Origin of the sequence: Paraprevotella clara YIT 11840, from assembly GCF_000233955.1 — a bacterium.
GTDB lineage: Bacteria > Bacteroidota > Bacteroidia > Bacteroidales > Bacteroidaceae > Paraprevotella > Paraprevotella clara.
The window spans coordinates 34,383-58,229 of record NZ_JH376616.1 but is presented as its reverse complement, the minus strand read 5'-3'; the positions used below and the strand labels follow the sequence as shown (position 1 = coordinate 58,229).

Genomic DNA, 23,847 nt, shown 5'->3' with positions numbered 1-23,847 from the left:
CAAAGCTTCTGTTACATGGAAAGAAAAGCGTTGCCAGAATAATGATTAAGTTTGCCGTTACCATTTATATGTTTAAAAATCAAAGAGAATGAAAAAACATCTTTTTGCATGGGCTGCCGCCTGCATGTTGGCTGCCGGAGAGGCCGGGGCGCAGAATCCTATCATACAAACACGTTATACGGCCGATCCGGCGGCGTGCGTTTACGGGGATACCCTCTACCTTTATACCAGTGTGGACAACGAAGAGGGGGAAGGGTACCAGAAAACTTTTTGGCAATTGTACACCACTACGGACATGGTAAACTGGACCGACTGCGGCACAGTGGCATCATTGGCCGATTTCAGTTGGGCCGGCGACAACGGGGCGTGGGCTCCCCATGTGATCCCGCGTAACGGCAAATGGTATATGTATGCCCCGATCCAGATGCAAGGCATCGGGGTTTTGGTGGGGGAAACGCCTTGCGGCCCTTGGCGGGATCCGTTGAGACGTGCCCTTATCAACCACGATATACGCGACATTGATCCTACTGCTTTTGTCGACGATGACGGGCAAGCTTATTTATATTGGGGCAATAACGGGCTATGGTATGTGAAACTGACCCGGAGCATGGTGGACTATAATGGTGAAATCACGGAAATCCCTTTGACGGAAGAGACGGTGGGCGGATATGAAGAGAAATATAAGGATGAGAACGGTGAAGAACAAACCCGTTTGGTGGGTGTTGACAAGTATGAGGAGGGACCTTGGGTTTATAAACGGAGGGAAAAATATTATCTGGTTTATGCCGCAGGTGGTATTCCCGAACATTTGTCTTATTCAATGAGTGATTCGCCTACTGGCCCATGGAAATATCAAGGACGTATTATGGACTCGCCCGACGGGAGTTTTACGACCCACCCATCCGTGGTGGATTTCAAGGGACGTAGCTACATTTTCTATCATAATGGCAAACTTAAAGGAGGAAGCGGTTTCCGGCGTTCGGTCTGCGTGGAGCAATTCGAGTACAATGCAGATGGTACGATTCCTCATATTCCGATGACCAAGAAAGGGGTATACGAACCTGTGGCTCACGTGTCGCCTTACGTCCGTCAGGAGGCTGAAACGATAGCCTTGTCGGTAGGTGTACGTACGGCACAGGACGATAGGCGGGGCGTATATTTGGATTCGCTCGACATGGGTGATTACGTAAAAGTGAAAGCCGTTGATTTCGGCGAAGATGGGGCACGGAGCGTACGGCTGTGTGTCCGGCAGGGGGTGAACGACGGGTTCATACAAGTATGTATCGATAGCCAGTCGAATGTGGTGGCTACAATTGATGTGGGCGGGACGCAGGATTGGACGGAACTGGCTGCGGATTTGGACGAGGTGGTCTGTGGAGTGCATGACATATATTTCCGTTTCCGCGCCACGGATACTTCGAAACGGAATGAACTCATGCAATTCGACTATTGGTATTTTTTGCCGCAGACGGTATCAGGCGTGGAATCCGTGAAAGCGGAAGGCAGGACTGGGGTGGCAAAGCCTGGATTGTACGACCTCTCCGGACGGCGTGTGGTAAAACCGGGAAGGGGAATATATATAAAGGACGGGAAAAAATACGTGGGGCAGCCTTTTTGATTCATACCGCAAACAACGTGCGACATAAAATAAAGTGTCTGAAATGATTTCAGGTTACCTTTACGGTTGGAAATAGAAATTAACTAATAAAAACAAAAATGAAATATAGTCTTTGTCATCGATTTAAAGTAAAGACCTTTGTGGCGGCTGCATTATTGGCTGCAGCTGGAATGCAATCGTGTCAGGACGAAAACCTGATTGGGCAACCCACGTGGTTGAACAACTCCATTTATGGTTGGTTGCAGGAGCAAGGTAATTATGAATATACGCTTCGTCTCATCAACGATTTAAACATGACAAGCGTATTGAACCAAACAGGAAGCAAGACTTTGTTTGCTGCGGACGATGTTGCTTTTGAAGCTTTTTTCAAAGAGAACGGTTGGAACGTGAAAAACTATGAACAGTTGTCCTTGGCTCAGAAAAAGATGTTGCTCAACAGTTCCATGGTGAATAACGCTTACCTGATAGAGTTACTGTCGAATGTACCGGGAAACCCTCCGCAAGAAGGGATGTGCATGCGCCGTGAGGTGGCGTTGAGTGTCTACGATTCCGTGGCTCGGATCATGCCGAAGGACATGCCCCAAACCAAGTATTGGAATAAGGTGCGTGGACGTAAAGACGGAGTGCTCCTGATGCGGGACAACAGCAGTGCGCCCATGATACATTTGTTGCCGAGGTTCATGAAAACCAATAACATCACGGATGGTGACTTGGCCAAGTTGACGAATGGTAAATCCTTGTCTGCGGCAGAGTCATGGGTGAATGGTATAAAGGTGCTGACTCCCACGGATATCACATGCAAGAACGGTTATGTGCAAAAGGTGGAAGAGGTTATCACACCGGCAGACAATATGGCGGAAATTATCCATAAGCATCCCGTCATGAGCGAGTGGGCCAAACTTTTGGATTTGTACAGTGCCCCTATTTATGATGCGGCAGCCACGCAGGAATACAACCGCTTGTATGATACGTCGGATTCTGTCTATGTGTTGCGTTATTTTGCGAAGCAAGCCAATGGCGGATCTAACTTGCAGGATCCCGATAACATACAAAACCAAGTGCCCGGTTATTTGGAATTCGATCCGGAATGGAACCAATATATGTATACCAATACCTACAACAAGACTTTGAACTATGATTGCGGTGCCATGTTGGTGCCTACCAATGCGGCTTTGGAAAAGTGGTGGGACGGAGAAGGCAAGGCTCTTCAGGATGTATATGATTCTTTGGTCAATGTGGACATCAACGTGTTGAACAAATTGATCAATGTCAACATGATTACTTCATTCGTAGACCATGTCCCGTCCAAGTTCGCAAGTATCACCAATGATGCCAAAGTAAGTATGGGAGTAAAGGAAGAGGATGTGGACAGTTGCTTTATGGGATGCAACGGAGTGGTTTACCTTACCAATAAGGTTTTTGCCCCGGCGGCTTACCGTTCCGTTTCTTTTCCGGCTCTGGTGCGTCGCAACACCACCATGGGAGTGGTGTATTGGGCCATTGAACAATTAGGACTGGATGCCTACCTGAATTCAATGGACACACGTTACAGCCTGATACTCCCCACGAATGACGCTTTTTTGAAGTATGTGGATCCCTGTACCTATGGCAAAGGAACTTCCACACTTTACGAATTTTTTTGGGATAGCGACAGGCAGAACGTGGGAGCTTATAAATATCAGTACGATATGACCACGGGGACGATTTTAGATCCCGATAATAAAGAAACCGTTTATGCCAACAGTTCTTCCGGTAAGGATAATGATCCGATAATGAACCGTCTGAGCGATATTATGGAAAATGTAATCATCGTGGGTGACATTGAAGATGGGCATGCTTATTATAAGACGAAGGGCGGAGGGACAATCAAGGTCGAAAGCGGCGGAGCTGATATTAAAATCAGTGGTGGCTTGCAGATTGAGCAAAATGCTCCTCTCAGTGTTTCTACTATTTATGACCAGACAGAAAACGGTAACGGAAAAGCCTACGTGATTGATGATGAGGTTTTGATGACAAGCCGGAAGTCTGTTTACCAGACATTGACAGAACATGAGGAGTATTCCCGTTTTCTGGAATTGTTAAGCGGTGGCGATCCGGATTCGACGGATTATAATTTGCTGACATCCCAAATAGATGACAAGTATTCTTGTGTAGACCAAAATGTACGTTTGTTCGAGACATACAATTATACGGTTTACGTGCCGACCAATAAGGCCATAGAAGAATTGCATGAGAAAGGCGTTCTCCCATATTGGGAAGACTTCGATAATGCAACCGATCCCGATGTCCGCTACAAGATTAAAAACAGAATCGTGAATTTCTTGCGTTACCATATACAGGATAACTCCGTATATATTGGCGATGGAAGTGAAAGTGGAGTTAAATATGAAACGGCCAAATTGAATCCGGCCAACCGGCGCTTTTATAGTATTACCGTGGATAAGGATGGCGATAACGGTATGACTGTGACCGATAATCTCGGGCGGACGCGGCATGTGGTGACCACTGAAGGTCTTTATAACAATATGTGCCGTGAATATGCTTTCGATACGGGCAAAAATACCATATATACCTCGTCATACGCCGTGGTACATTTGATTGACGGAGCATTGATGTATGATGAAGAACAAATGGAGAAATATGAATAACAGGTAATGTCGAATTGATAAATGAACATTATGAATAATAGAATATTGATGACCGTCATATGGCTTGGGCTTATGGTCGGTTCGGTTCATGCCCAGATAACGTCCGTGAGCGGTACTGTCCGGGATGAGATGGAAACATTGATAGGGGCGACGGTGTGTGAGGTTGATGCTACTGGGCGTAACATCAATGCCACAATCACGGATTTCAACGGCCATTTCGCCATGAAGGTAAAAAGTACGAAGAATAAACTGAAAATCAGTTTTATGGGGTATAAGACGCAAACACTTCCCATAAATCGTACGGTATATAACATCACCTTGGAGTCGGCTCAACGTGTAATGAAAGAGGTGTCTGTCGTATCCAAGAAACGTTTGAACAGTGGGGGGCTGGCTATTCCGGAAAGAGAAGTCAGTTTTGCAACCCAAACCATTTCTACAAAAGAATTCGAAGGATTGGGCATTACGACTGTTGATGAAGCTTTACAGGGACGTATTGCCGGGCTTGACATTATATCTAATTCCGGTAATTTGGGAAGTGGGACTACGATGCGTTTGCGTGGGACGTCCTCCATCAGTACGCTGACCAACCAAAATCCCCTTATTGTCGTGAACGGTAATACGTGGAATGTAGACATGAGCACGTTCGACATTAATAGTGCCAATGATGAAACTTTTGCCCAGTTGTTGAACGTCAATCCTGAAGATATTGAAGAAATCAGTGTGTTGAAGGATGCTGCCGCCACGGCTATTTACGGCTCGCAAGGAGCCAACGGGGTTATTGAAATCAAGACCAAACGTGGTAAAAGGGGAGCGCCGACCGTGAGTTATTCTTTACGTCTTACGGGGACTTATCAACCGGAAGGCTATAAAATGCTGACGGGTGATGAATACACGATGTTGCTGAAAGAAAGTTATTTCAATCCAGAGCAAAGCTCTACGGCTTCTAATATTCCGGAATTGAACTACGACCCTACCTTTTCGGAGTATGAACAATACAATAATAATACCGATTGGCAGGATGAAGTGACCCAATGGGGATTACGGCAGAATCATTACGTTTCTGTAACAGGAGGAGGCGAGAAGGCCACTTTCCGGATTTCAGGAGGTTATGACCATGAGACCGGATCCGTCATCCAACAAAAGTTGGACCGTTTGTCCACCCGTCTGGCTTTGGACTATTATGTGAGCGACCGTATCAAGATTTCGACGAACTTTGCCATGACTTATACGGACAACCAGAAGAATTACGATGACTTGTTGTCCATTGCTTATAAAAAGATGCCCAATATGTCCGTTTATGAGCAGGATCCCCGTACGGGGCTTTCCACCGGAAGGTATTATGAGATGCTCCAGTCCGCCTCTTCCGTATTTAACGGGAATCAGAAAGATTTGGTAAATCCTGTGGCCAGTGCACATTTGGCAAAATTCGGTGACAAGACTTACGACATCACTCCGGAACTGGAAATCCAATACAACCTGTTGGGAACCACTGAAGACGAATGGCAGTTGAGGTGGAACGGACGGGTAAATATGAATGTTTTCAATGAGTATATCGACAAGTTTTATCCTCAGGAACTGAAGACCATAAGTTGGAACGGGGATGTCAATATGGGGTATACCGGAAGCTCGAAGAATGTGGCCATCGATACCAAACAGACGTTGACGCTCGTTCCGGCTTTCAAGAATAAGGACCATTCCATGATGGCCATGGCGCGCTTCAATCTCATATCCGGTAACAACAACCAACAGCTTACAGAGTCTCGCGGGCTTCCTTCCGGAGGAATAGAAAGTCCTGATGCCGGTGGTTTGATTAAGCAGATGTCTACCAGCTATAAGCAATGGCGTTCCATCTACTACACGTTTTCCATGCACTATTCGTACAAGAGCCGTTATTCGTTGGATTTCTCCCTGCGTGCCGATGGCAGTACGAAATTCGGCCCGAACCAACGTTGGGGTGTTTTCCCTGCCGTCTCCGCACGTTGGAATATTATCGACGAGTCATGGATGGATTGGAGCCGTAAATGGCTGTCCATGCTTTCCATCCGCCCCAGTTGGGGAATGGTGGGCAACCAGCCTACGGAGGATTATCTTTATGAAAGTAAATTCGGCACCGGTTCGGCTTATATCGACATGAATGCCATGAGCCAACTGAACATGCGTCTTACGGACCTTCGTTGGGAGACAAAATCCACGTACGATGTGGGTATGGATTTGGGATTCTTGAACGACCGTTTGAAATTGACTTTGGAATGGTATCATTCAACTACGGACGACATGTTGATGCGGGATGTCTCCATACCTTCGAGTACGGGATTCTCCAAATTGGCTTATAGGAATGTTGGTAAAATGCGAAATTTGGGTTGGGAATTCAATATAACGACAAACCGGATTATCAAAGCCGGTAAGTTTTCTGCCGATTTCAATGTAGCATTCGGTAACAATAAGAACGAAATTCTCGAAATGGATGCCACCGTACTGAACATGTTGAATACCAAGTTTACACAAGAAAACCGTAACGTGTTGCAGCGTGTGCAATTGAACAATCCTTTCGGGGCAATTTACGGTTTCCGTTACAAAGGAGTATATCAATATCATTACGAGACTTTTGCGGATATGAGTGTGGCCGAACAAGAACAGTTTCTGGCAGACGGAAAGACGGCTCCGGTGGTTTTGAATGCCAATGGGGAAATCATTCGGGACAGCAAGGGGAATCCTAAACGGACAAAGTACTGTTTCTCGAATGCTGAAAATGAGTCGAAAGATTATGATTTCAAAGGAGGAGATGCCATTTACGAGGACATCAACCATGATGGCAATATTAATGAGTTGGATATTGTATACCTCGGTTCTTCATTGCCTAAGCTTACGGGAGGCTTTGGTTTCACGTTGAATTACGACCGTTGGAGGTTGAATGCCCAGTTCAATTACCGTGTAGGTAATAAGATTCTGAATTTGGCCCGTCTGGATGCCGAGTCTATGATAACGAACAATAATCAAAGCCAGGCCGTGAATTATCGTTGGCGTAAAGAAGGGGATGTAACCCCGATTCCACGGGCTATGTACGGGACATTAAGCAACGGTGCCGTATCCAATTACAACACGTTGGTCAGTGACAGGTTTGTGGAAGACGGTTCGTTCCTGCGGCTCAATTATTTGCAACTGTCGTATTCGTTCAGTAGTAAGGTGGCTCGGACATTACGGCTTAAGGGATTACGTTGCTATGTGAGTGCGAACAATTTGTTTGTATTGACGAAATACAAGGGTGTGGATCCCGAAATCAATTATGGAAGTTACGGTGTGGCACAAGACAATGGTCAGACACCACGTGCGAAGTCTTTTACCTTGGGTGTGACCGTAGATTTCTAAATAATAATCAAAAGCGAAGAAATATGAAATCATATGCAATCTTAATGTCGGCAGCGTTAGCCGTATGTTCATTTTCCGGTTGTGAAGACTTTTTGGACATCAAGCCATTGAATGATATTGTGCTGGAGAATTTCTGGGATGAAAAAAGCGATGTGGACAATATGATAAGCGGCTGTTACTCTACGATGCAAAGTGGCGACTTCGTGTACCGGCTTATGGTTTGGGGTGAAGTCCGTTCAGACAATATCGTGGCGGGCAACAATGTGAATACGAATGTTGACTTGTCCAATATCTTTCAAGAGAACTTGCGGGCGAACAATTCTTATACGAAATGGGAGAAGTTCTATAGCGTAATCAACAGTTGCAATTTGATTATAAAGTATGCTCCCCAAGTGGCAGAGAAGTCGCCGGACTATACGCAGAGTGCTTTGAAAGCGACAATCGCAGAAGCTTCGGCGTTGCGTGACTTGTGTTATTTCTATTTGATTCGTGCCTTTCGCGACGTTCCTTATACGACGGAGGCATATGTGGACGACAACCAGCCGTTGGCTCTACCGGCCAGTAAATTCGATGATATATTGGATGCGCTGATAAAAGATCTCGAATCAGTTCAAAATGACGCAGTGAAAGTTTATCCGGAAACAACTCCTTTGTACCAAACCGGAAGAATCACGCAGGATGCTATCCATGCCATGCTTTGTGAGATGTATTTGTGGAAACAAGATTACGAAAAGTGTATATGGTATGCCGATACGGTCATCAATGCCAAACTACAAGAGTATAATGAGAAATACAGAGAGTATGGTGGCCTTGTGAACGGTGTGGTAGATAAACTAGTTGAAGGATATCCCCTGATTAGCGATGCGAACAGTACCAATACCATGTATGGCAGCGCCTATACCCAATTATTTGTGGATGGCAACAGCAGTGAGAGTATTTTTGAATTGACTTATATGGACAATGACAATATGCTTTCCAATGAAGCTGTGAGCCATGGTTATGGCAATGAAGAAACTTTTCCTGGCTTTTTCCGTCCTGCCGATTTCATAGCTACGGATATTCCGGACCATTCTTACCAGGTTTATAATAACATGTATGATACACGTTACTATGAAAGCTTGCAGCGTTCCACTTCTACGGATTTCAAGATTAACAAGTATGTCACAAACGGTGCCACTATTGATTTGTCAGCTTCCACATCCGATGAATTAGCCGTGTCTTACGGTACGGCTTATAGGGCAAGTTATTGTTCGGCTAACTGGATAGTTTACCGTCTGACGGATATTATGCTGATGAAAGCCGAAGCATTGGTACAGCTGGCCATTGACAAAGAGAATGGAAAGGACCCGAAGCTGTCCGAGGCTTTCAAGCTGGTGAATGCAGTAAATCTCCGTTCCAATTGTGACAAGAATAAGGTGGCGGTCCTGGACAGCACGTTGTATACGACAAAAAGCACGATGGACAACCTTGTGATGGCCGAGCGCCAGCGAGAACTTATGTTCGAGGGGAAAAGATGGTTCGACTTGGTACGTCGTGCACGTCGTGAGGGTAATACGGATTATTTGGTAGAACAAGTCAAACGTAAATATACGACGAACGGTTCTGCCGTGCAGAGTAAACTTTCGAAGATGGAGGCTATTTATTGGCCTTATAACGAGGACGAGCTAAAAGTTAATCTGTATTTGGAGCAGAACCCAGCCTTTGCAAGCGGAGAAAGCAGTTCGTTCGAATAAAGACAGTGTAAACACAAAAAAAGAATGATGATTATGAAAAGGTCAGTATTTAAATATTGGAGTGGTATAGTCAGCTTATTTTTCCTGTTCGGTTTCATGGGGTGTTCCGACGAACCGGATGAGATGAATTATTACACTTTCAAAGGACAGATGATGAGCGATTATCTGCTCCAGACAAAACAGTTCAGCGACTTTGCCACGTTGGTCAACCGTGCCGGAATGATGGACATGCTTTCTTCATACGGTTCTTATACATGTTTTGCTCCGACCAATGCGGCTTTACAAGATTACATCAAAGGAAAAGGGTTGAAATCAATCGATGAGTTGACGGATGCGGATTGTGATACGATTGTCCGTACACATTTGGTAGAAAACATGTATTCTACGTCTGAGATGAACGACGGGGTATTGCCGACAACCAATATGAATCGTCGCTATTTGGAAATAGGGCATGGCAATGATGAGAACGGGAACGCCGTGGTTATGGTCAACAAGACTGCCCATGTCATTTTCGAGCTTCAAGATGACTCAGTGGAGAACGGAATCATGCAACCCGTAACAGAAGTGTTGGAAAACTCCAACCGGATGTTGCCGAAGGTATTGGAGCAGAACGAAAAGATTTCAACGTTCTATGCTGCTTTGAAGGCCACGGGGTTATTGGATTCTCTCAATATGTACCGTGACGATTCATGGAATCCGGATTTGTATGAACGTTATTACTACACGTCCCATATCAACCAAGAGACGGCTACTGTTCCTGATGAAAAGCGTTACGGGTTTACGTTGTTCATTGTGCCGGATTCGATATTGTCGAGGAAATATGGAATTGTGCCCGGCGACATCAAGGGACTTTACAATAAGGCATGCGAGATATATGATGCGGTTTATCCCGAAGATAAAAATGCCGAATATCATAGTTTTGAACAGTTGGAACACCGTAAGAATCCGTTGAACCGTTTTATGGCCTACCACATCCTCGACCGTGACGTAAAAGGATGGAATTACCTGACCCCACTGAACGACATAGGTATAGAGACCACTTTGATGAATCCCGAAGATTGGTATGAGACAATGTTGCCTCGTACGATGATGAAGGTGGAAAAACTTACGGTATGGAAATATACAAACATGTCGGGCGACCAACGTTTGGAAATCTACCTGAACCGGCGTTATGATGACAACTACAGTATTCACGGTTCCATGGTCAGCCGTACGATAGAACCGGAATATGAGCAAGAGGGATTGAACGGGAGGTATTTCTATGTCAACGACATCGTGGCTTTTAGCACAGACACTCGTGACATCGTGCACAACTGCCGCATCCGTATGGATTTTTCTACTATATTCCCGGAGTTGATGACGAACGATATCCGTCAGAATGGCGACCCGGCATATAACGATCCACCTTTCGACGAGACGGCTAAGTATGGGCGTAATTACTATTTTCCGAACGGGTATTTGAAGAATGTGAATAATGTGGGATATTTTATTTACCGTCGTCCGCATTTGGGATTCTACTGTTATGAAGGAGACGAAATGAATTTGTTCGGAGATTATGATTTCACGTTTAAAATACCTCCTGTCCCGTTTGAAGGCGATTGGCAGATCCGTTTAGGGTTCACCTGTGAACCGACGCGTGGAATCGGGCAAATCTATTTCGACGATGTGCCGCAAGGGATACCTTTGGATATGACCAAAAGCCTTTCCGACCCTACCATCTTGGGTACGGCATTCCGCAGCGATTACACTACTGCCATGTCTTCTTCTGAAAAACTGGAAGAACGGAAAGCGTTGAAAAACAAAGGATATTATCGTGGTGCTGCCGGAGGCTATCATTTATTGGGAGACCGTCATGATATATTTGCAAATTGTGCGGATACTTATCGCATTGTGCTTTGTACGGTACATATCAATCCTGATAAAGACCATTTCTTGCGTATTCGCAACGTTTCGGACAACGGTAGCACGGAATTCATGCTTGATTATCTGGAACTGGTGCCCAAGAGCGTATATGGTGTGACGGATGAAGGAGAGCAGGAGGATGATTTGTAAGATGAATAAAATAGCGAAGTATGAAAAAGGCAATTATAAAATGTGTTTGGGCGGTATTGCTACCGCTCGTGACATCGTGCAGTGATGAATGGGATGAACATTACGGGCAGGGCAACCCTATGGCCAGTGACGAGTCCTTGTGGCAGGCGTTGAAAGAACGACCTGAACTGTCCAACTTTGTACGTTTAGTGGAAAATGTGGGATATGAATACTATTTCGAAGGAGACCGAATGTTTACCCTCTTCGCCCCCACCAACGACTATCTCACGGCAGATGCAGTGGACAGCTTGACGGAAGTCTACAACACCCAAAAGAACAATCGGGTAAAGAATAATGACAATACCGTTGTCAAACAAGTTTTGCAAAACCACATGGCGATGTATAATTATACTGCAATTCCGTCCGGAGATTCGGTGCAGATGATGATGTTGAACGGCAAATACAGCTATTTGGCAGACGGGGCGGTGAATGGAGTGAAGTGTCTGACCTCCAACGAACTTTATCGCAACGGTGTGTTGTTTACCGTGGATGGTCGGCTTCCATATTTTGCGAACGTGTCCGAATACTTCAGCACAGATGCCGATCTGGACAGTATCGCGTCTTTCTTTAGTCGGTATAACGTGTACGAATTCGATCCCTCCCGTAGTGTTCCGGGGGAGATTGTGGATGGGAAGACTGTTTACCTGGATTCCGTGATGAACCTGAAGAATGTCATGTTCGACGAGTTGGGATATATCAACCGTGAAGACAGTGCCTATTGGATGGTAGTACCTACAGACCGGCAGTGGAGGAGTCTTTATGAGGAATATAAAGCTTATTTCAACTACGACAATACGACGGCAAAGCGCGACTCCATGGAAAATGTGATGACGCATAAGGCTATTATACAAGGTACGATATTCAATATGAACATCCAGCCCTCGCTGAACGATTCTGTCATATCGACCAATTATAACGAGTCCAATTACAGGTACTATAAGTGCTTGCGTCCCTTCGATCAAGGAGGAGTCTTTGCTGAGGCCCGTAATGTCACGTGCAGCAATGGAAAGGTGTTTATAGCGGATGATTGGGTGATAGACAAACGTACGACATTCTTTCAGGAAATAAAGATTGAAGCGGAGAATGCTTACTATAGGGACAGTGTGGCCAAATGTAAGGAACCGGTTATCACTTGTGCCGTTCCGGCAGGCAATCCGTTGTACGGGCAGGTGTCGGGTAATGCTTTTGTGCAGGTGGAACCGCGTAATACTGCTGTGACCCCGTTGATACGATACACGATTCCCAGTGTCTTATCCAACATAGGGTATGATATTTATGCCGTTTTTGCTCCCGCGATAGCGGCTGACACGCTGGCTACGGACACGCTTCCGCTGAAAGTCAAGTTTTCGTTGAAATACAACGACCAGGATGGCAAGCAAGTGAATGATATTAAAATGAAGAATCCGATTAGCGGCACCTATTCGTATGAGACAGTTCCTAACGTCGTAGATACTATTCTCGTAGCCAGCGATTACAAAATACCTACATGTAGTTATGGATTGAGCGAACCTCAAGTCCGCCTCACGGTGGAAAGCGACCGTTCGACTTCCAAATACACGCGTATCCTGCGTTTGGATTGTATCATATTCAAGCCGCATGAAAATGACAACAATGATTCTAACGAATAATATAAGACCATGATAGACATGAAATATAAAGTATATTGCATTTCGGCCATGATGTTGTGTTGCGTGGTTTCGAAAGCACAGGAAAAAGATACTGTCGAGGTTGGAGATAGTGTGAAGAAAGAAAATGTCAGCCGTGTATGGAAGAACGTGAAGACACGTACCATACGTGGGAAGGTGTTGAGCGGGACGGACAAGAAGCCCAAAGGAGGAGCCATGGTCAGTACACATGGCATCAGCGGTTACAGTACGTTGACGGAAGAAGACGGGACTTTTAAACTGGACCTCCCCGTTTTTGCTTCTTCCATCGATGTTTCTTCTCCGGACGACCATCTGGTGGAAGTGGGTTTGCGCTCTACGGAAGAGCAGTCGCTCATCTTTTTATATCCTCAGACCGTGGCACCGTTGTACGGTAAGAAAACCGATATCCTGAATACGCGTGTAGCCGACGGATTCAACTATTCTCCGTCTCTGTCGGTAGAGGAAGACGTACAGCGTGAACTGGGAGCAAGCGTACACACCGTGATGCGTAACGGTACACCCGGTATCGGAGGTGTAATGATGATGAGTGGCCTGAATTCCATTAATGCCAATGCGCAGCCGCTTATCGTGATAGACGGAGTGCCTTTGGATCAACAATATGGTAGGGAGATGCTTCACGATGGGTTCTACAACAACATCCTGACTAATATCAATCCGGCAGACATCGACCGGGTGACGGTGTTGCGTAACGGGACAGCCCTTTACGGGGCCAAAGGTGCCAACGGAGTTATTCTTATAGATACCCGGCGCAGTAAAAGCATGGCCACACGTATCACGGCCTCTTTGTCGGCCGGCGTTACGTTGGAGCCACGTTATTATGACATGATGAACGCTTCCCAATACCGGACTTATGCCAGCGAAATGCTCAAGACTACCAATACGACCATTCGCGACTTTAATTTTTTGGACGATTCTCCTTCAAACTATTATGCGGAGAAATACAACAAAAACACAGATTGGAAAGAAAAGGTCTACCGGGAGGCTTTCATGCAGAATTACGGTATCAATGTGGAAGGTGGAGATGAAGTGGCACAATACAACCTGTCATTGGGATATACGGGAGCTCAATCCACATTGGAACAAAATGATATGGACCGTCTGAACATCAGGTTTAATTCCGATATAGCGTTAGGTAGCAAGCTGGACGTACGTTTTGATGCGGCGTTTACCAATATTACCCGCAATTTGCGTGACGATGCGGCACCCTCGAGTTATGAAGAAGGAACGCCCACGTCTCCGTCTTTCTTGGCGTATGCCAAGGCACCGATGCTGAGTCCTTATACTTTTTCCGGAGGAAAAATCTACGAAAACCATTTGGATGTGACAGACGAGACATATTTGGACGAGGCATTGGCCGGATATAGCAATTATAACTGGAAGTTAGGTAATCCGTTGGCCATTTTAGAATATGGCGAGGCGCAGAACAAAAACCATTTCGAGAACTCCATGCTGAGCCTTTCTATCAAACCCAAGTTTAAGTTCAACGATCATCTGTCGCTCAGCGAGCATTTCAGCTATGTGCTGACGAACACGAACGAGAAGTATTATATCCCCTTGAATGGCGTACCCGACTACTATGTGTCGAGCCTCGGGGCCTTCCGCCAGAATGAGGCACGCTCGTTGTTCTCCAAGCAGAATTCTATCATGAGCGACACTCGTTTGGAGTGGGATCAACGGTATGCTGCACATGCCATTGCCCTACGTGGTGGCTTCCGCATGCAATGGGACAGTTACCAGTTAAATACCCAGGTTGGTTACAATACGGGAAATGACAAGACGCCATTTATTTCTTCTTCCTTGCTGGATGCCGCTACCGGAGGGACGAACGATCAATGGAATTCCCTGGCCTACTATGTCCAAGCCGATTATAATTTCAAAGGACGCTATTATTTGCAGGCTACGATGGCAGCCGAAAGTTCTTCCCGTTTCGGACGCGACACGGACCAAGGCGTGAAGATGTGTGGGGTGAAGTGGGGAATCTTCCCGGGTTTCCAGGCTTCATGGGTTGCTACAAACGAGTCTTGGATGGCAGGGCTGGGCTTTCTCAACTATCTTCGTCTTTCAGCCGGAGTGGATGTGAGTGGAAATGATGATTTGCCTTACTATGCCACACGTTCGTATTTTGCCAGTTCGGACTATATGGGATTGGCTTCCGGGTTGACGATTGCCGGCATCGGCAATGAGAAAATCCAATGGGAGAGGACGCGTAGGATCAATATCGGTGTAGATGCCAATTTGCTGAACAACCGCTTGGGCGTACGTTTCAATTATTTCCGCAGTGCCACCGACCATTTGTTGATGTGGCAAGAGATGTCTTACCTGAGTGGATTGGATAAGACTTGGGGCAACGGCGGAAAGCTGGAGAATCGCGGTTTCGACGTGGAAGCCACGGGAGTGGTGTGGGCGTCACCGTCATGGCAATGGCAAGTCGGTGCCAGCGTAGGGCATTACAAGAACAAGGTCACCGCTTTACCCGATGGACAACGGTATATGGACACGGAGATACTCGGGGCCACTGTGCGTACGGAGATAGGCCGGCCGGCCAATTTGTTTTACGGCTATAAGGCACAGGGTGTATTTTCCACGAGCGCGGAAGCCCAAGCCGCAGGTTTGTACATCCACGATGACAACGGGGTGGACCGGACTGCATTCGAGGCTGGAGACATGCACTTTGCAGACTTGGATGGTGACCATTTTATCACAGAGGCCGACCGCATGGTGATTGGCGACCCCAATCCGGATATTTATGGTAATATCTTCACCTCTGTACAATACCGGCGTTTGCGGTTGGACGTGCGTTTCAACTATTCTTTGGGCAACGACATCTACAATTATACGCGTCAGCAACTTGAATCGGGAAGCCGTTTCATGAACCAGACCGCGGCACTTGCCCGTCGCTGGCAGATGGAAGGGCAGCAGACCGACATTCCCCGGCTCTCGTTCCAGGATCCGATGGGCAACAGCCGTTTCAGCGACCGCTGGATTGAAGACGGAAGCTATTTGCGGCTGAAAACTGTGACGTTGAGTTATGACCTGCCTGTCTCTTCCACGTTTTTGCAGGGATTGCAGTTCTGGGTACAGGCCAATAACGTGGTTACTTTAACCCGTTATTTGGGTTCCGACCCCGAGGGTGCGGCGTTGTCTGCCGTCCTGGGACAGGGTATTGATGCCGGAAGCTTGCCGCAAAGCCGCAACTTCATGGTAGGAATTAAAATCAATCTTTAATCTTAAAAGTATCATGACGATGAAAACAAATATATGCAGATTAATGGGTTGGGGCGTGGTGGCTGCAGCCGTATCGTCCGTCTCCCTTACGGGATGCCAGGATTTCTTTGAGCAGGAGTCCGACCATATCATCTTTGCCGACGGCGACCATCTGAATAATCCCACGGATACGGTATATTCCATGATGGGAATCTTGCAGAAGATGCAGGCCATTGCCGACCGTTCGGTCTTGCTGGGTGAAGTTCGTGGCGATTTGGTGGATGTCAACGAATACACTTCGGCCGACCTTCGCAATATCGCCTTGTTCGAATTGGACGACAGTGCCAATGTGTACAACCAACCTCGCGACTATTACGCCGTCATCAACAACTGTAACTATTACATCGCTCGTGCCGACACGGCGTTGAAAAACAACCGGAACGAAAAAGTCTTCATGCGTGAATATGCCGCAGCCAAGACTTTCCGTGCATGGACGTACTTGCAGTTGGTGTTGGCTTACGGCAAAGTACCTTTCGTTACCGAACCTATTTTGCTGTCGGGCGATTTGGAACGCGACTATCCGAAATTGGAAGTGAAGGATATTTGTGAGCGGTTGATTGCCGACCTTGTCCCGGTAGCCGATGAGAATATTCCTTTATTCAACGGTTTAAGCGTAGACAGCCGTCTGGTTTATGTCCCGACCAAAATCATGTTGGGAGACTTATGCCTGTGGGCCGGACGTTACCGTGAAGCGGCACAATGGTATTACCGTTACATATCCACACGTAATGGTGAACAGTCCGCTTACGCCCTAAGCACGAATTGTTCGGCTTGGAACCGGGATGAGAAAGATTATAAAAGTTGGAGCGATAGCTATAGTAGCATGCTTACATCGGAGGGATATGCCACAGATGCAGAACTGATTTCGCTGATTCCCTGTCCCACTGGGATGGCGGACTTGAATTATAGCCAATTGCGGAATATCTTCAATTCCACTAATGAAAATGCCTATCGGCCTGAACTGTCACCGTCTGTGGCTTTGACCGACTTGTCGGAATCACAAGTATATTGCAACTACTCCACGGCCAGTGAAGTGACGTACGCGCCGGAGGATCTTCCGGAAGGTCGTGGCGACTTGCGGTTGTCGAGTATCGTGCAGGAAAGTTCGGTGAACTACGATAATGCTTGGCGCCCCTCCCAGACCATTTATAAGTATTCATCAGCCAATGTGCGCACTTATCGTCGTGCTATGGCTTACCTGCGGATGGCCGAAGCCCTGAACCGCGCCGGTTATCCCCGTTTTGCTTATGAGATTTTGGCCGATGGCGTAAACGATTCCATCGTGCGTGCCCGTATCCTTCCTTATTGTCCCACACTGGCAGACAGCGTATTTGTGCAGAGTTTCAGTTTCCCCGAAAACCGTTATGTCGTGAGATGTCTGGATACCAAAGCTACAGACATCAATACCATAGGCTTGCACTCGCGCGGTTCCGGCTGGACGGAGTTCAACGAGCACTATGCTTTCCCCGTGGTGCCCGAAGGAGTGGCAGACACGCTACAATATCAGATAGAGAAGGTAGAAGACATGCTGATGGACGAGGGGGCTTTGGAGTTGGCCTTCGAGGGGCAGCGTTTCTACGACCTGATGCGTGTGGCTCTGCGGCGTAATGATCCCGCTTATCTGGCAGAAAAGATTTATGCCCGCCGGGGAGAAGACCGGAAGGGGGAGATGCGTTCGCTCATCAAAACGCAACTGACAGACATACATTCATGGTATTTGAACTGGAGGGGACAAATCGGATATTAAGATTGTTAAAGAATAACGCGTGAGGCGGGAAAGGACGGTGCTCCTTTTCCGCCTTGCTTTTTCCTCTAACCTTTTTTGTCTTGAACTTTCTTCTCGAAGAGAACGCTTGAATCGTCCCTTCCAAAGATCGTGTTCCCAATCTCAGGAGAACGGAAAATCAATCTCAAGAGATTGATTTTTCAATCGGCTGCAAGTGATTTTTCAATCTGCGGAGAAAAAAACAGTGTTTTCTATTTGTTTATAAATCATTGATATGTAATTTATTATCTACATTCTTGTGATGAAAGACTTTGGTTCTTCATGCCTCGGAATGGCTTTCTTCTGATGTACATGTTTTTGATATGAAAAATCCACCAGAAACTTAGTTCCAGTGGATTGCCTGTTCCGTCCTTACACCGGAGGGTGGCTTGCTGAGGGGATATAACCGTAATGGATTCACAAAGAGTATTAGCGGTGTGGGTCACCGTTTTGGTGAGTCCTGCGAATGCTCAGTTCGTTTTGCATTTTTTCATTGAATTCTTTTGTAATAGGATAATAGAAGAGGGCGGTCACACCGGCGGCAAACAAAATGGCAGGTACTACGCTCGACACGAGACGGATGCCCTCTACGGCCATGTCAGACTGTACAACAGACGCGCCGGACACATATCCGAAAGCCGAAAGCAACAGGCCTGCGAAAGCTCCGCCGAGGCCCAGCCCGGTTTTCAGGGCAAATACGACACCGGAAAAGCAGAAACCGGTGGCCCGGCGTTCGTTGACATACTCTATATGGTCGGCTACGTCGCCAATCATGGTCCACAACAAGGGCACGGTGGGAGCGTAGGCCAAACTTTTGAGGATTCCGAGCAGGAAGATGGTTTGGATGTCGCTGACGCTTGGCAGGTAGAACAAAGCCGTGAAGAAAGCCGTCAATGAGAGACATGCGATAAACGTAGAACGCTTTCCGTAGCGGTTGGCCAAAAAGTTACTCAACAGAATGACACCAAAGAATTGGGTGATAGCCCCGACGGTGTTGAACAGGGAGAATCCTACGGAATAGGCCTGACTGGCATCCGTGTCGAAGCCTAAGCGGCACAGGAACGCGCTCAGGGCGTACGGGTCGACGTAATTCTGGAAGTAGAAGCTCATGGCACTGCCCCACAAGGCCAGCGTGATGAACACGAAGAGGGTCAGCACGAACATGGCGCGCCAAGGCACATTGCCCAACAGGTCGCTCACGTCGCGGCGTATGTTCATCTCTTGCTGGGGCGGAGGAGTGATGCGTTCGCGCGACGACCAGAAGGCCACTACGAGGCAGACGAACGCCACGGCGGCATAGAGGCTCACGGTGTAGAACCACCCCATACGGTCGTCACCGTTTCCGAAACGGGATACGAGGGGCAACGTCAACCCTTGTACCACGAACTGGGCGATGGTGGAACCGACAAAACGTATGGAGGTGATGCTGGTGCGTTCCTTGATGTCACCTGTCATCACCCCGCCGAGCGAAGAGTAGGGCGTATTGTTGAACGAATACATGGTCATCAGTAAGACGTAGGATACCGTGGCGTAAACAGCCACCATCGTCTTGTCCTCGATGCCGGGATTGTAGAATGCCAGTACGTAGAACACGCAGAAGGGGAGGGCTGTCCAGAGCACCCAGGGCCTGTATTTCCCCCAACGGGTCTGCGTACGGTCGGATAGGATACCGGCCAACGGGTCGATAAAAGCATCGGCCACCCGGGCGATGAGCAATACGGAACCGGCCACGGCTCCGTCGAGCCCGAAGATGTCGGTGTAGAATTTCAACTGGAATATCATCATCATCTGGAATACCAGATTGGCAGCCACGTCGCCGAGCGAGTAGCCTACCTTTTCGCGCATGGATATTTTAGGGTTCATGTGATAATAATAAGAAGGTTTTGATTCGTTTGCGAAGTTAGCCATAAAGTAGTGTTCTGGCGTTCCTTTATGTCGCATGTTGTTTTCATTATCTCGCAAAAATAGGATGGATGATGCAAACAAACGAAAAAGAGGGACAGAACTGATATTCTGTCCCCCTTGTCATCTATAAGAATTCATCATGGGATTATTTCACGATGATTTTCTTTGTCACAGTCGTACCGTCTTCCATTGTCTGGCGCAGGATGTTTACGCCTTTCTGCAGACGCGGTAACTTGATGCCGTCCACGCTGTAGATTTCTTGGGACTTCACTTTGCCTGTGGCAAGGGTTTCGTCGATAGACTCTCCATTGTCGAGTGACACGCAGGTCAGGCGCACGTTGTCGAACTTACACCAACCGCAGTTGTTCCAACCTTCGGGAGCAGCCGTCCTCTTGTAGGTGTATTCCCAGTGTCCGTCGGTGCGTACGCCCAATTTCAAAGGTTCGTTGGCAGCGAGGTGTACTACAACTTCAAGGGTGTTGAGCGGTCCTTTGTCACCCATGTCGCCATTGTTCTTGCAATCTACTTCATCATATCCGCCGAACGTGCGTTCCACTTCGTAGGGATGGCCTTTCTCAAGTTGGTCGAGGTCGTATTCATCTTCCCAACCGTAATACATGGCCGCGTTGTTCACAAACAGACGCTGTCCGGCCAGGCGGTAGTCATCGTTGTCGTTAGGTACTACCATGTCTACTGTTACTTTGTAGTAACCGGCCGGCAGGCCTTCTACGGTCTGGTACATATATACGTCGGGGAAGTCACCGGACTGGAGGCAGAATCCATATTCTCCGTCCGTACAATCCACATTCTTGTCAGGGCTTGTAAAATTGTTCAATCCGGCAGCGTTCATGTCCTCAGCTTTTGTGCAGACGATGCTGTCTATCATGAAAGTCCATCCGAAAGGTGCGTTGTATACGGCATTCACGCCTTCGCCCAGGCCATATTGGTCTTCAAAGCTCGGGTTGACGAGAATATGAGTGAGGTCGTCGTTGGCCTTGATGCCTTTCTCTATTTTGGCGTTACGGGCCAGTTCGAGGTATTGGGCGGCTATTTCGTCGATTTTCTCCACGGTCAGTTCGTCGGATTCATTCTGGTATCCGGCATTGTTTGTGTCATAGAGGGCTTGGAGCTGTTGCCCTGATTCCGTAGCGGCCACGCCTTCGTATGCCAAGTCTTTGGCGGCCACTTCATTGGCGTGTGCAAGGAATTTGAACGACTCGATGCTTTCATCCACGTTGCCAAGTGCTTCGGTCAGGGTGGCAATCACTTCAATGCATTCATCGAAGTCGGCCTCGGGGTTGTTTACAAGTTCCGTGCCACGGTTATATGCCTCTGTCATTTGTTTTTTGATGGCTCCGTTCATTTTCTCATCTAGGTAAGGTGCTGCCTTTTCCAACCATTGATCAAGCAAGGCGATGACTTTTTCCAAATCCTTGCCTACGTAGGTCAGCGTAAAGTTATCATAGCATCCCCACCTTTCGAATTGGTCTCCGTAATTGCGTATGCCGAACGTAAGTTTGCCGTTGATGACAAAAGCTTGTACGGTGTTCTTGAAATAGCCCTTGTCAAAGTATTGCCGGGCGCCGCTTTCCGTGTTCGGCATCATGACGCCTGATTTCGTCCCATGCCGGATATCCCAGGACTCTGTAAATTCATCACCCGTGAAAGCGTCTTGGAACGAGTGTTTTATCTTTTGTTCGCCGTCATTCAGGAAAATGTATGAAGACACAGTACTAATCAAACTGTCTCCTTTGCCGATAGACCATAAGGAGTCCATTTTCTCGAAGTCCCAGTCCGCACGTTGGAATGCCTGCACGCTCAGTTCGTATACGCCGTTCGGCATACCCAATAAGGTTTGGTAGATTTCACCCGTCTGCCCGCCGCCGATTGTGAGTAAATCGTTGTTGAGGCCAAACTTCTCTGCATCGAATTCATCAACAATCCATCCGTTCACGCTTTCCGCAAACGAGGGGTTGGTGATGAAGTTTGTCACGTCTGTTCCTTCAGTAATGAGTGAATGTTGCGCTGATTGGGTCAGCAGGTCCATTTTGGAGATAATTTCTCCCAACTCTTCAGTGGTATAAGGATATTCAATCAGTATGGTTTCGATGTCGATTTCGGCCATGTAGTCGCTCAAGGCCATGATGTCATCATTCACTTCACCTTCCAGTGTGTTCAATATACTGTCAGCTACTTCGTAGGTACGTTGTAATGTACCGTATGCCTTACCGTTTTCTTCAGCCGCCAGGATAGCTTCGTTTAATTCTTCGGCCTTGCTGGTCATGTCTGCCACGTTTCCACCGTTAGCGATATAATTCTCAGCTTCGGCTATTACTTTGTCCAAACGGTCCCGATAGGTCTGGTTCATGCCGTTGTTCACGGCTTTGGCCTTATCTACAATGACCTGTAGTTCGTCCTTGATGGCATCTTTACCGTAATAAGAAAGTTTAAGGTTGCCCAACACGAACCAGTTGGCGGTAGAGTTCAGCATTTCTACTCCGGTTTCCAATTTCCCGTCTGTAACGAAGAATGTAATGGATGTCGATGCTGATCCCCAACGGCTGCCTGAAGACAGGTTTACAGAACTGGTACCCAGTGAAGTGATGGCATACAAGGTGTTGCCGGTCACGGAATAATCCTCGGGATCTTTTCCATCGGATTCCGGATTAGACGGATTCTGGTCTATACAGATGTAATCCACTTTCAATTCATATTTTCCGTTCGGTACGTCTGTCAAGCTCTGGTAAATCTTGGCATCCGCGAAACCGGTGTCGTCAAAGGCCCAACGCCCTAAGTTGGTGGTGGTATTGTTCAAATTGTCGCCACTATAGGTGAATGAATTTGCCGGCTCTTGCGTCCAACCCGGAATGTCGCTACTGCTGGCTACGAAGTTCTCCTCGAATTTGTAGTTCTCAAGCAAGTCGGACAAGTCCACGGGCTTGTCGTAAGTGGCATGTTCGATTTCATATTCACGGATTTTGGTTTTCAGGTCTGTGGTAGCAGCCTCCAATTCTTCGTTGGTACTGGCAGTGTTGTTATATACATTTAGGGCTGACGTGATGTCAAAACCGTAGTCTTGTGCTTTGGTCATGGCATCGCTGAGAGCCTTTAGGTTGAAGAAGTGTTGGTATTCCGTTTCGCTGACGAATTTCCATTTTATTCCGTATGTGTCTTCATACGCGTCGATTAAGGGATAAATGACATCAGTCCCGTCGTTTTTCCATCCCATCCACATATCGGGGAAATAATCTTCACCGTAGTTTTCGTCCGCTTTGTCGGGGCGGATGTAATAAGTGCCGTCGCTTTGTGCCTCGATAGTCCAGTTCAGGTGTGTCCGACCTGCCTCCCCACCCGCTTTTGAAGTTTGATTGTCTTCATAATAAATGTAAGTGTAGGTAAGTCCCTCATCTGCCGTTGTACCCAATAAATAGGTATTGTTTGTACTAGAGGTAATGAATAAGGGCAGCCCTTCATCCGTGACAACGGTTGTTTGGGTTGAGTTGGCGTTAAGGAATCCGTTAGCCTTGACATTGTAGGCATACTGTGTTTCCCCTGTTTTCAGCTCCTGGCCGGTTACGGTCGGCGGAGTCCATGACGTAGCTGCCGTACCTATCGGGCTAAGCAGCGTGGCAAACAGCAACGTAAAGTAATGCTTGTTTTTCATGTCGTTGAATAATTTAATATGTGAAACAATAAAAACTATGCCGTGATTGATTCTCAATCCGGACAGGGCAAAAGTATAAGTTTTGAATGCAAAAGCCTTCAATTTATGTCGCATGAATTTTATTTG

10 protein-coding genes are annotated in these 23,847 nt (G+C 47.1%); 8 read left to right on the top strand and 2 right to left on the bottom strand.

All coding sequences use genetic code 11. From position 1 onward, the window contains the following. Nucleotides 1-88: 88 nt before the first annotated feature. From HMPREF9441_RS11865 to HMPREF9441_RS11830, 8 genes are all read left to right on the top strand, one after another. Nucleotides 89-1,618 (top strand): glycoside hydrolase family 43 protein, encoded by a 1,530-nt coding sequence (locus tag HMPREF9441_RS11865; RefSeq protein ID WP_008621473.1) that lies wholly within the window; start codon nt 89-91, stop codon nt 1,616-1,618. 98 nt (nt 1,619-1,716) lie between these two features. Beyond that, the gene (locus HMPREF9441_RS11860; RefSeq protein WP_008621472.1) at nt 1,717-4,266 is read left to right on the top strand and encodes a fasciclin domain-containing protein; all 2,550 of its coding nucleotides are present in this window, start codon (nt 1,717-1,719) and stop codon (nt 4,264-4,266) included. 21 nt (nt 4,267-4,287) lie between these two features. Then, the gene (locus HMPREF9441_RS11855) at nt 4,288-7,632 is read left to right on the top strand and encodes a SusC/RagA family TonB-linked outer membrane protein (protein WP_008621471.1); all 3,345 of its coding nucleotides are present in this window, start codon (nt 4,288-4,290) and stop codon (nt 7,630-7,632) included. A 23-nt stretch (nt 7,633-7,655) separates the two neighbouring features. Then, nucleotides 7,656-9,365: a RagB/SusD family nutrient uptake outer membrane protein gene (locus HMPREF9441_RS11850; protein WP_008621470.1), complete on the top strand. Its 1,710-nt coding sequence runs from the start codon at nt 7,656-7,658 to the stop codon at nt 9,363-9,365. Nucleotides 9,366-9,398: 33 nt separating this feature from the next. Then, entirely contained in the window at nt 9,399-11,417 is a 2,019-nt protein-coding gene (locus HMPREF9441_RS11845; RefSeq protein WP_244949753.1) for a fasciclin domain-containing protein, read from the top strand. A gap of 20 nt (nt 11,418-11,437) precedes the next feature. Beyond that, a complete protein-coding gene (locus HMPREF9441_RS11840; protein WP_008621468.1) occupies nt 11,438-13,084 on the top strand; it encodes a fasciclin domain-containing protein in 1,647 nt (548 codons plus the stop codon). Between the two features lie 9 nt (nt 13,085-13,093). Next, complete coding sequence (locus HMPREF9441_RS11835) at nt 13,094-16,348, top strand: SusC/RagA family TonB-linked outer membrane protein (protein ID WP_008621467.1); 3,255 nt, start codon at nt 13,094-13,096, stop codon at nt 16,346-16,348. Between the two features lie 19 nt (nt 16,349-16,367). Next, on the top strand, nt 16,368-18,134 hold the full coding sequence (locus HMPREF9441_RS11830) for a RagB/SusD family nutrient uptake outer membrane protein (protein WP_021980182.1): 1,767 nt from the start codon (nt 16,368-16,370) through the stop codon (nt 18,132-18,134). A 447-nt stretch (nt 18,135-18,581) separates the two neighbouring features. On the opposite strand, the gene HMPREF9441_RS11825 is transcribed toward HMPREF9441_RS11830, so the two are convergent. Further along, the gene (locus HMPREF9441_RS11825) at nt 18,582-20,060 is read right to left on the bottom strand and encodes an MFS transporter (RefSeq protein ID WP_008621464.1); all 1,479 of its coding nucleotides are present in this window, start codon (nt 20,058-20,060) and stop codon (nt 18,582-18,584) included. A 142-nt stretch (nt 20,061-20,202) separates the two neighbouring features. Further along, the gene (locus HMPREF9441_RS11820; protein WP_244949752.1) at nt 20,203-23,721 is read right to left on the bottom strand and encodes a hypothetical protein; all 3,519 of its coding nucleotides are present in this window, start codon (nt 23,719-23,721) and stop codon (nt 20,203-20,205) included. Nucleotides 23,722-23,847 lie beyond the last annotated feature (126 nt).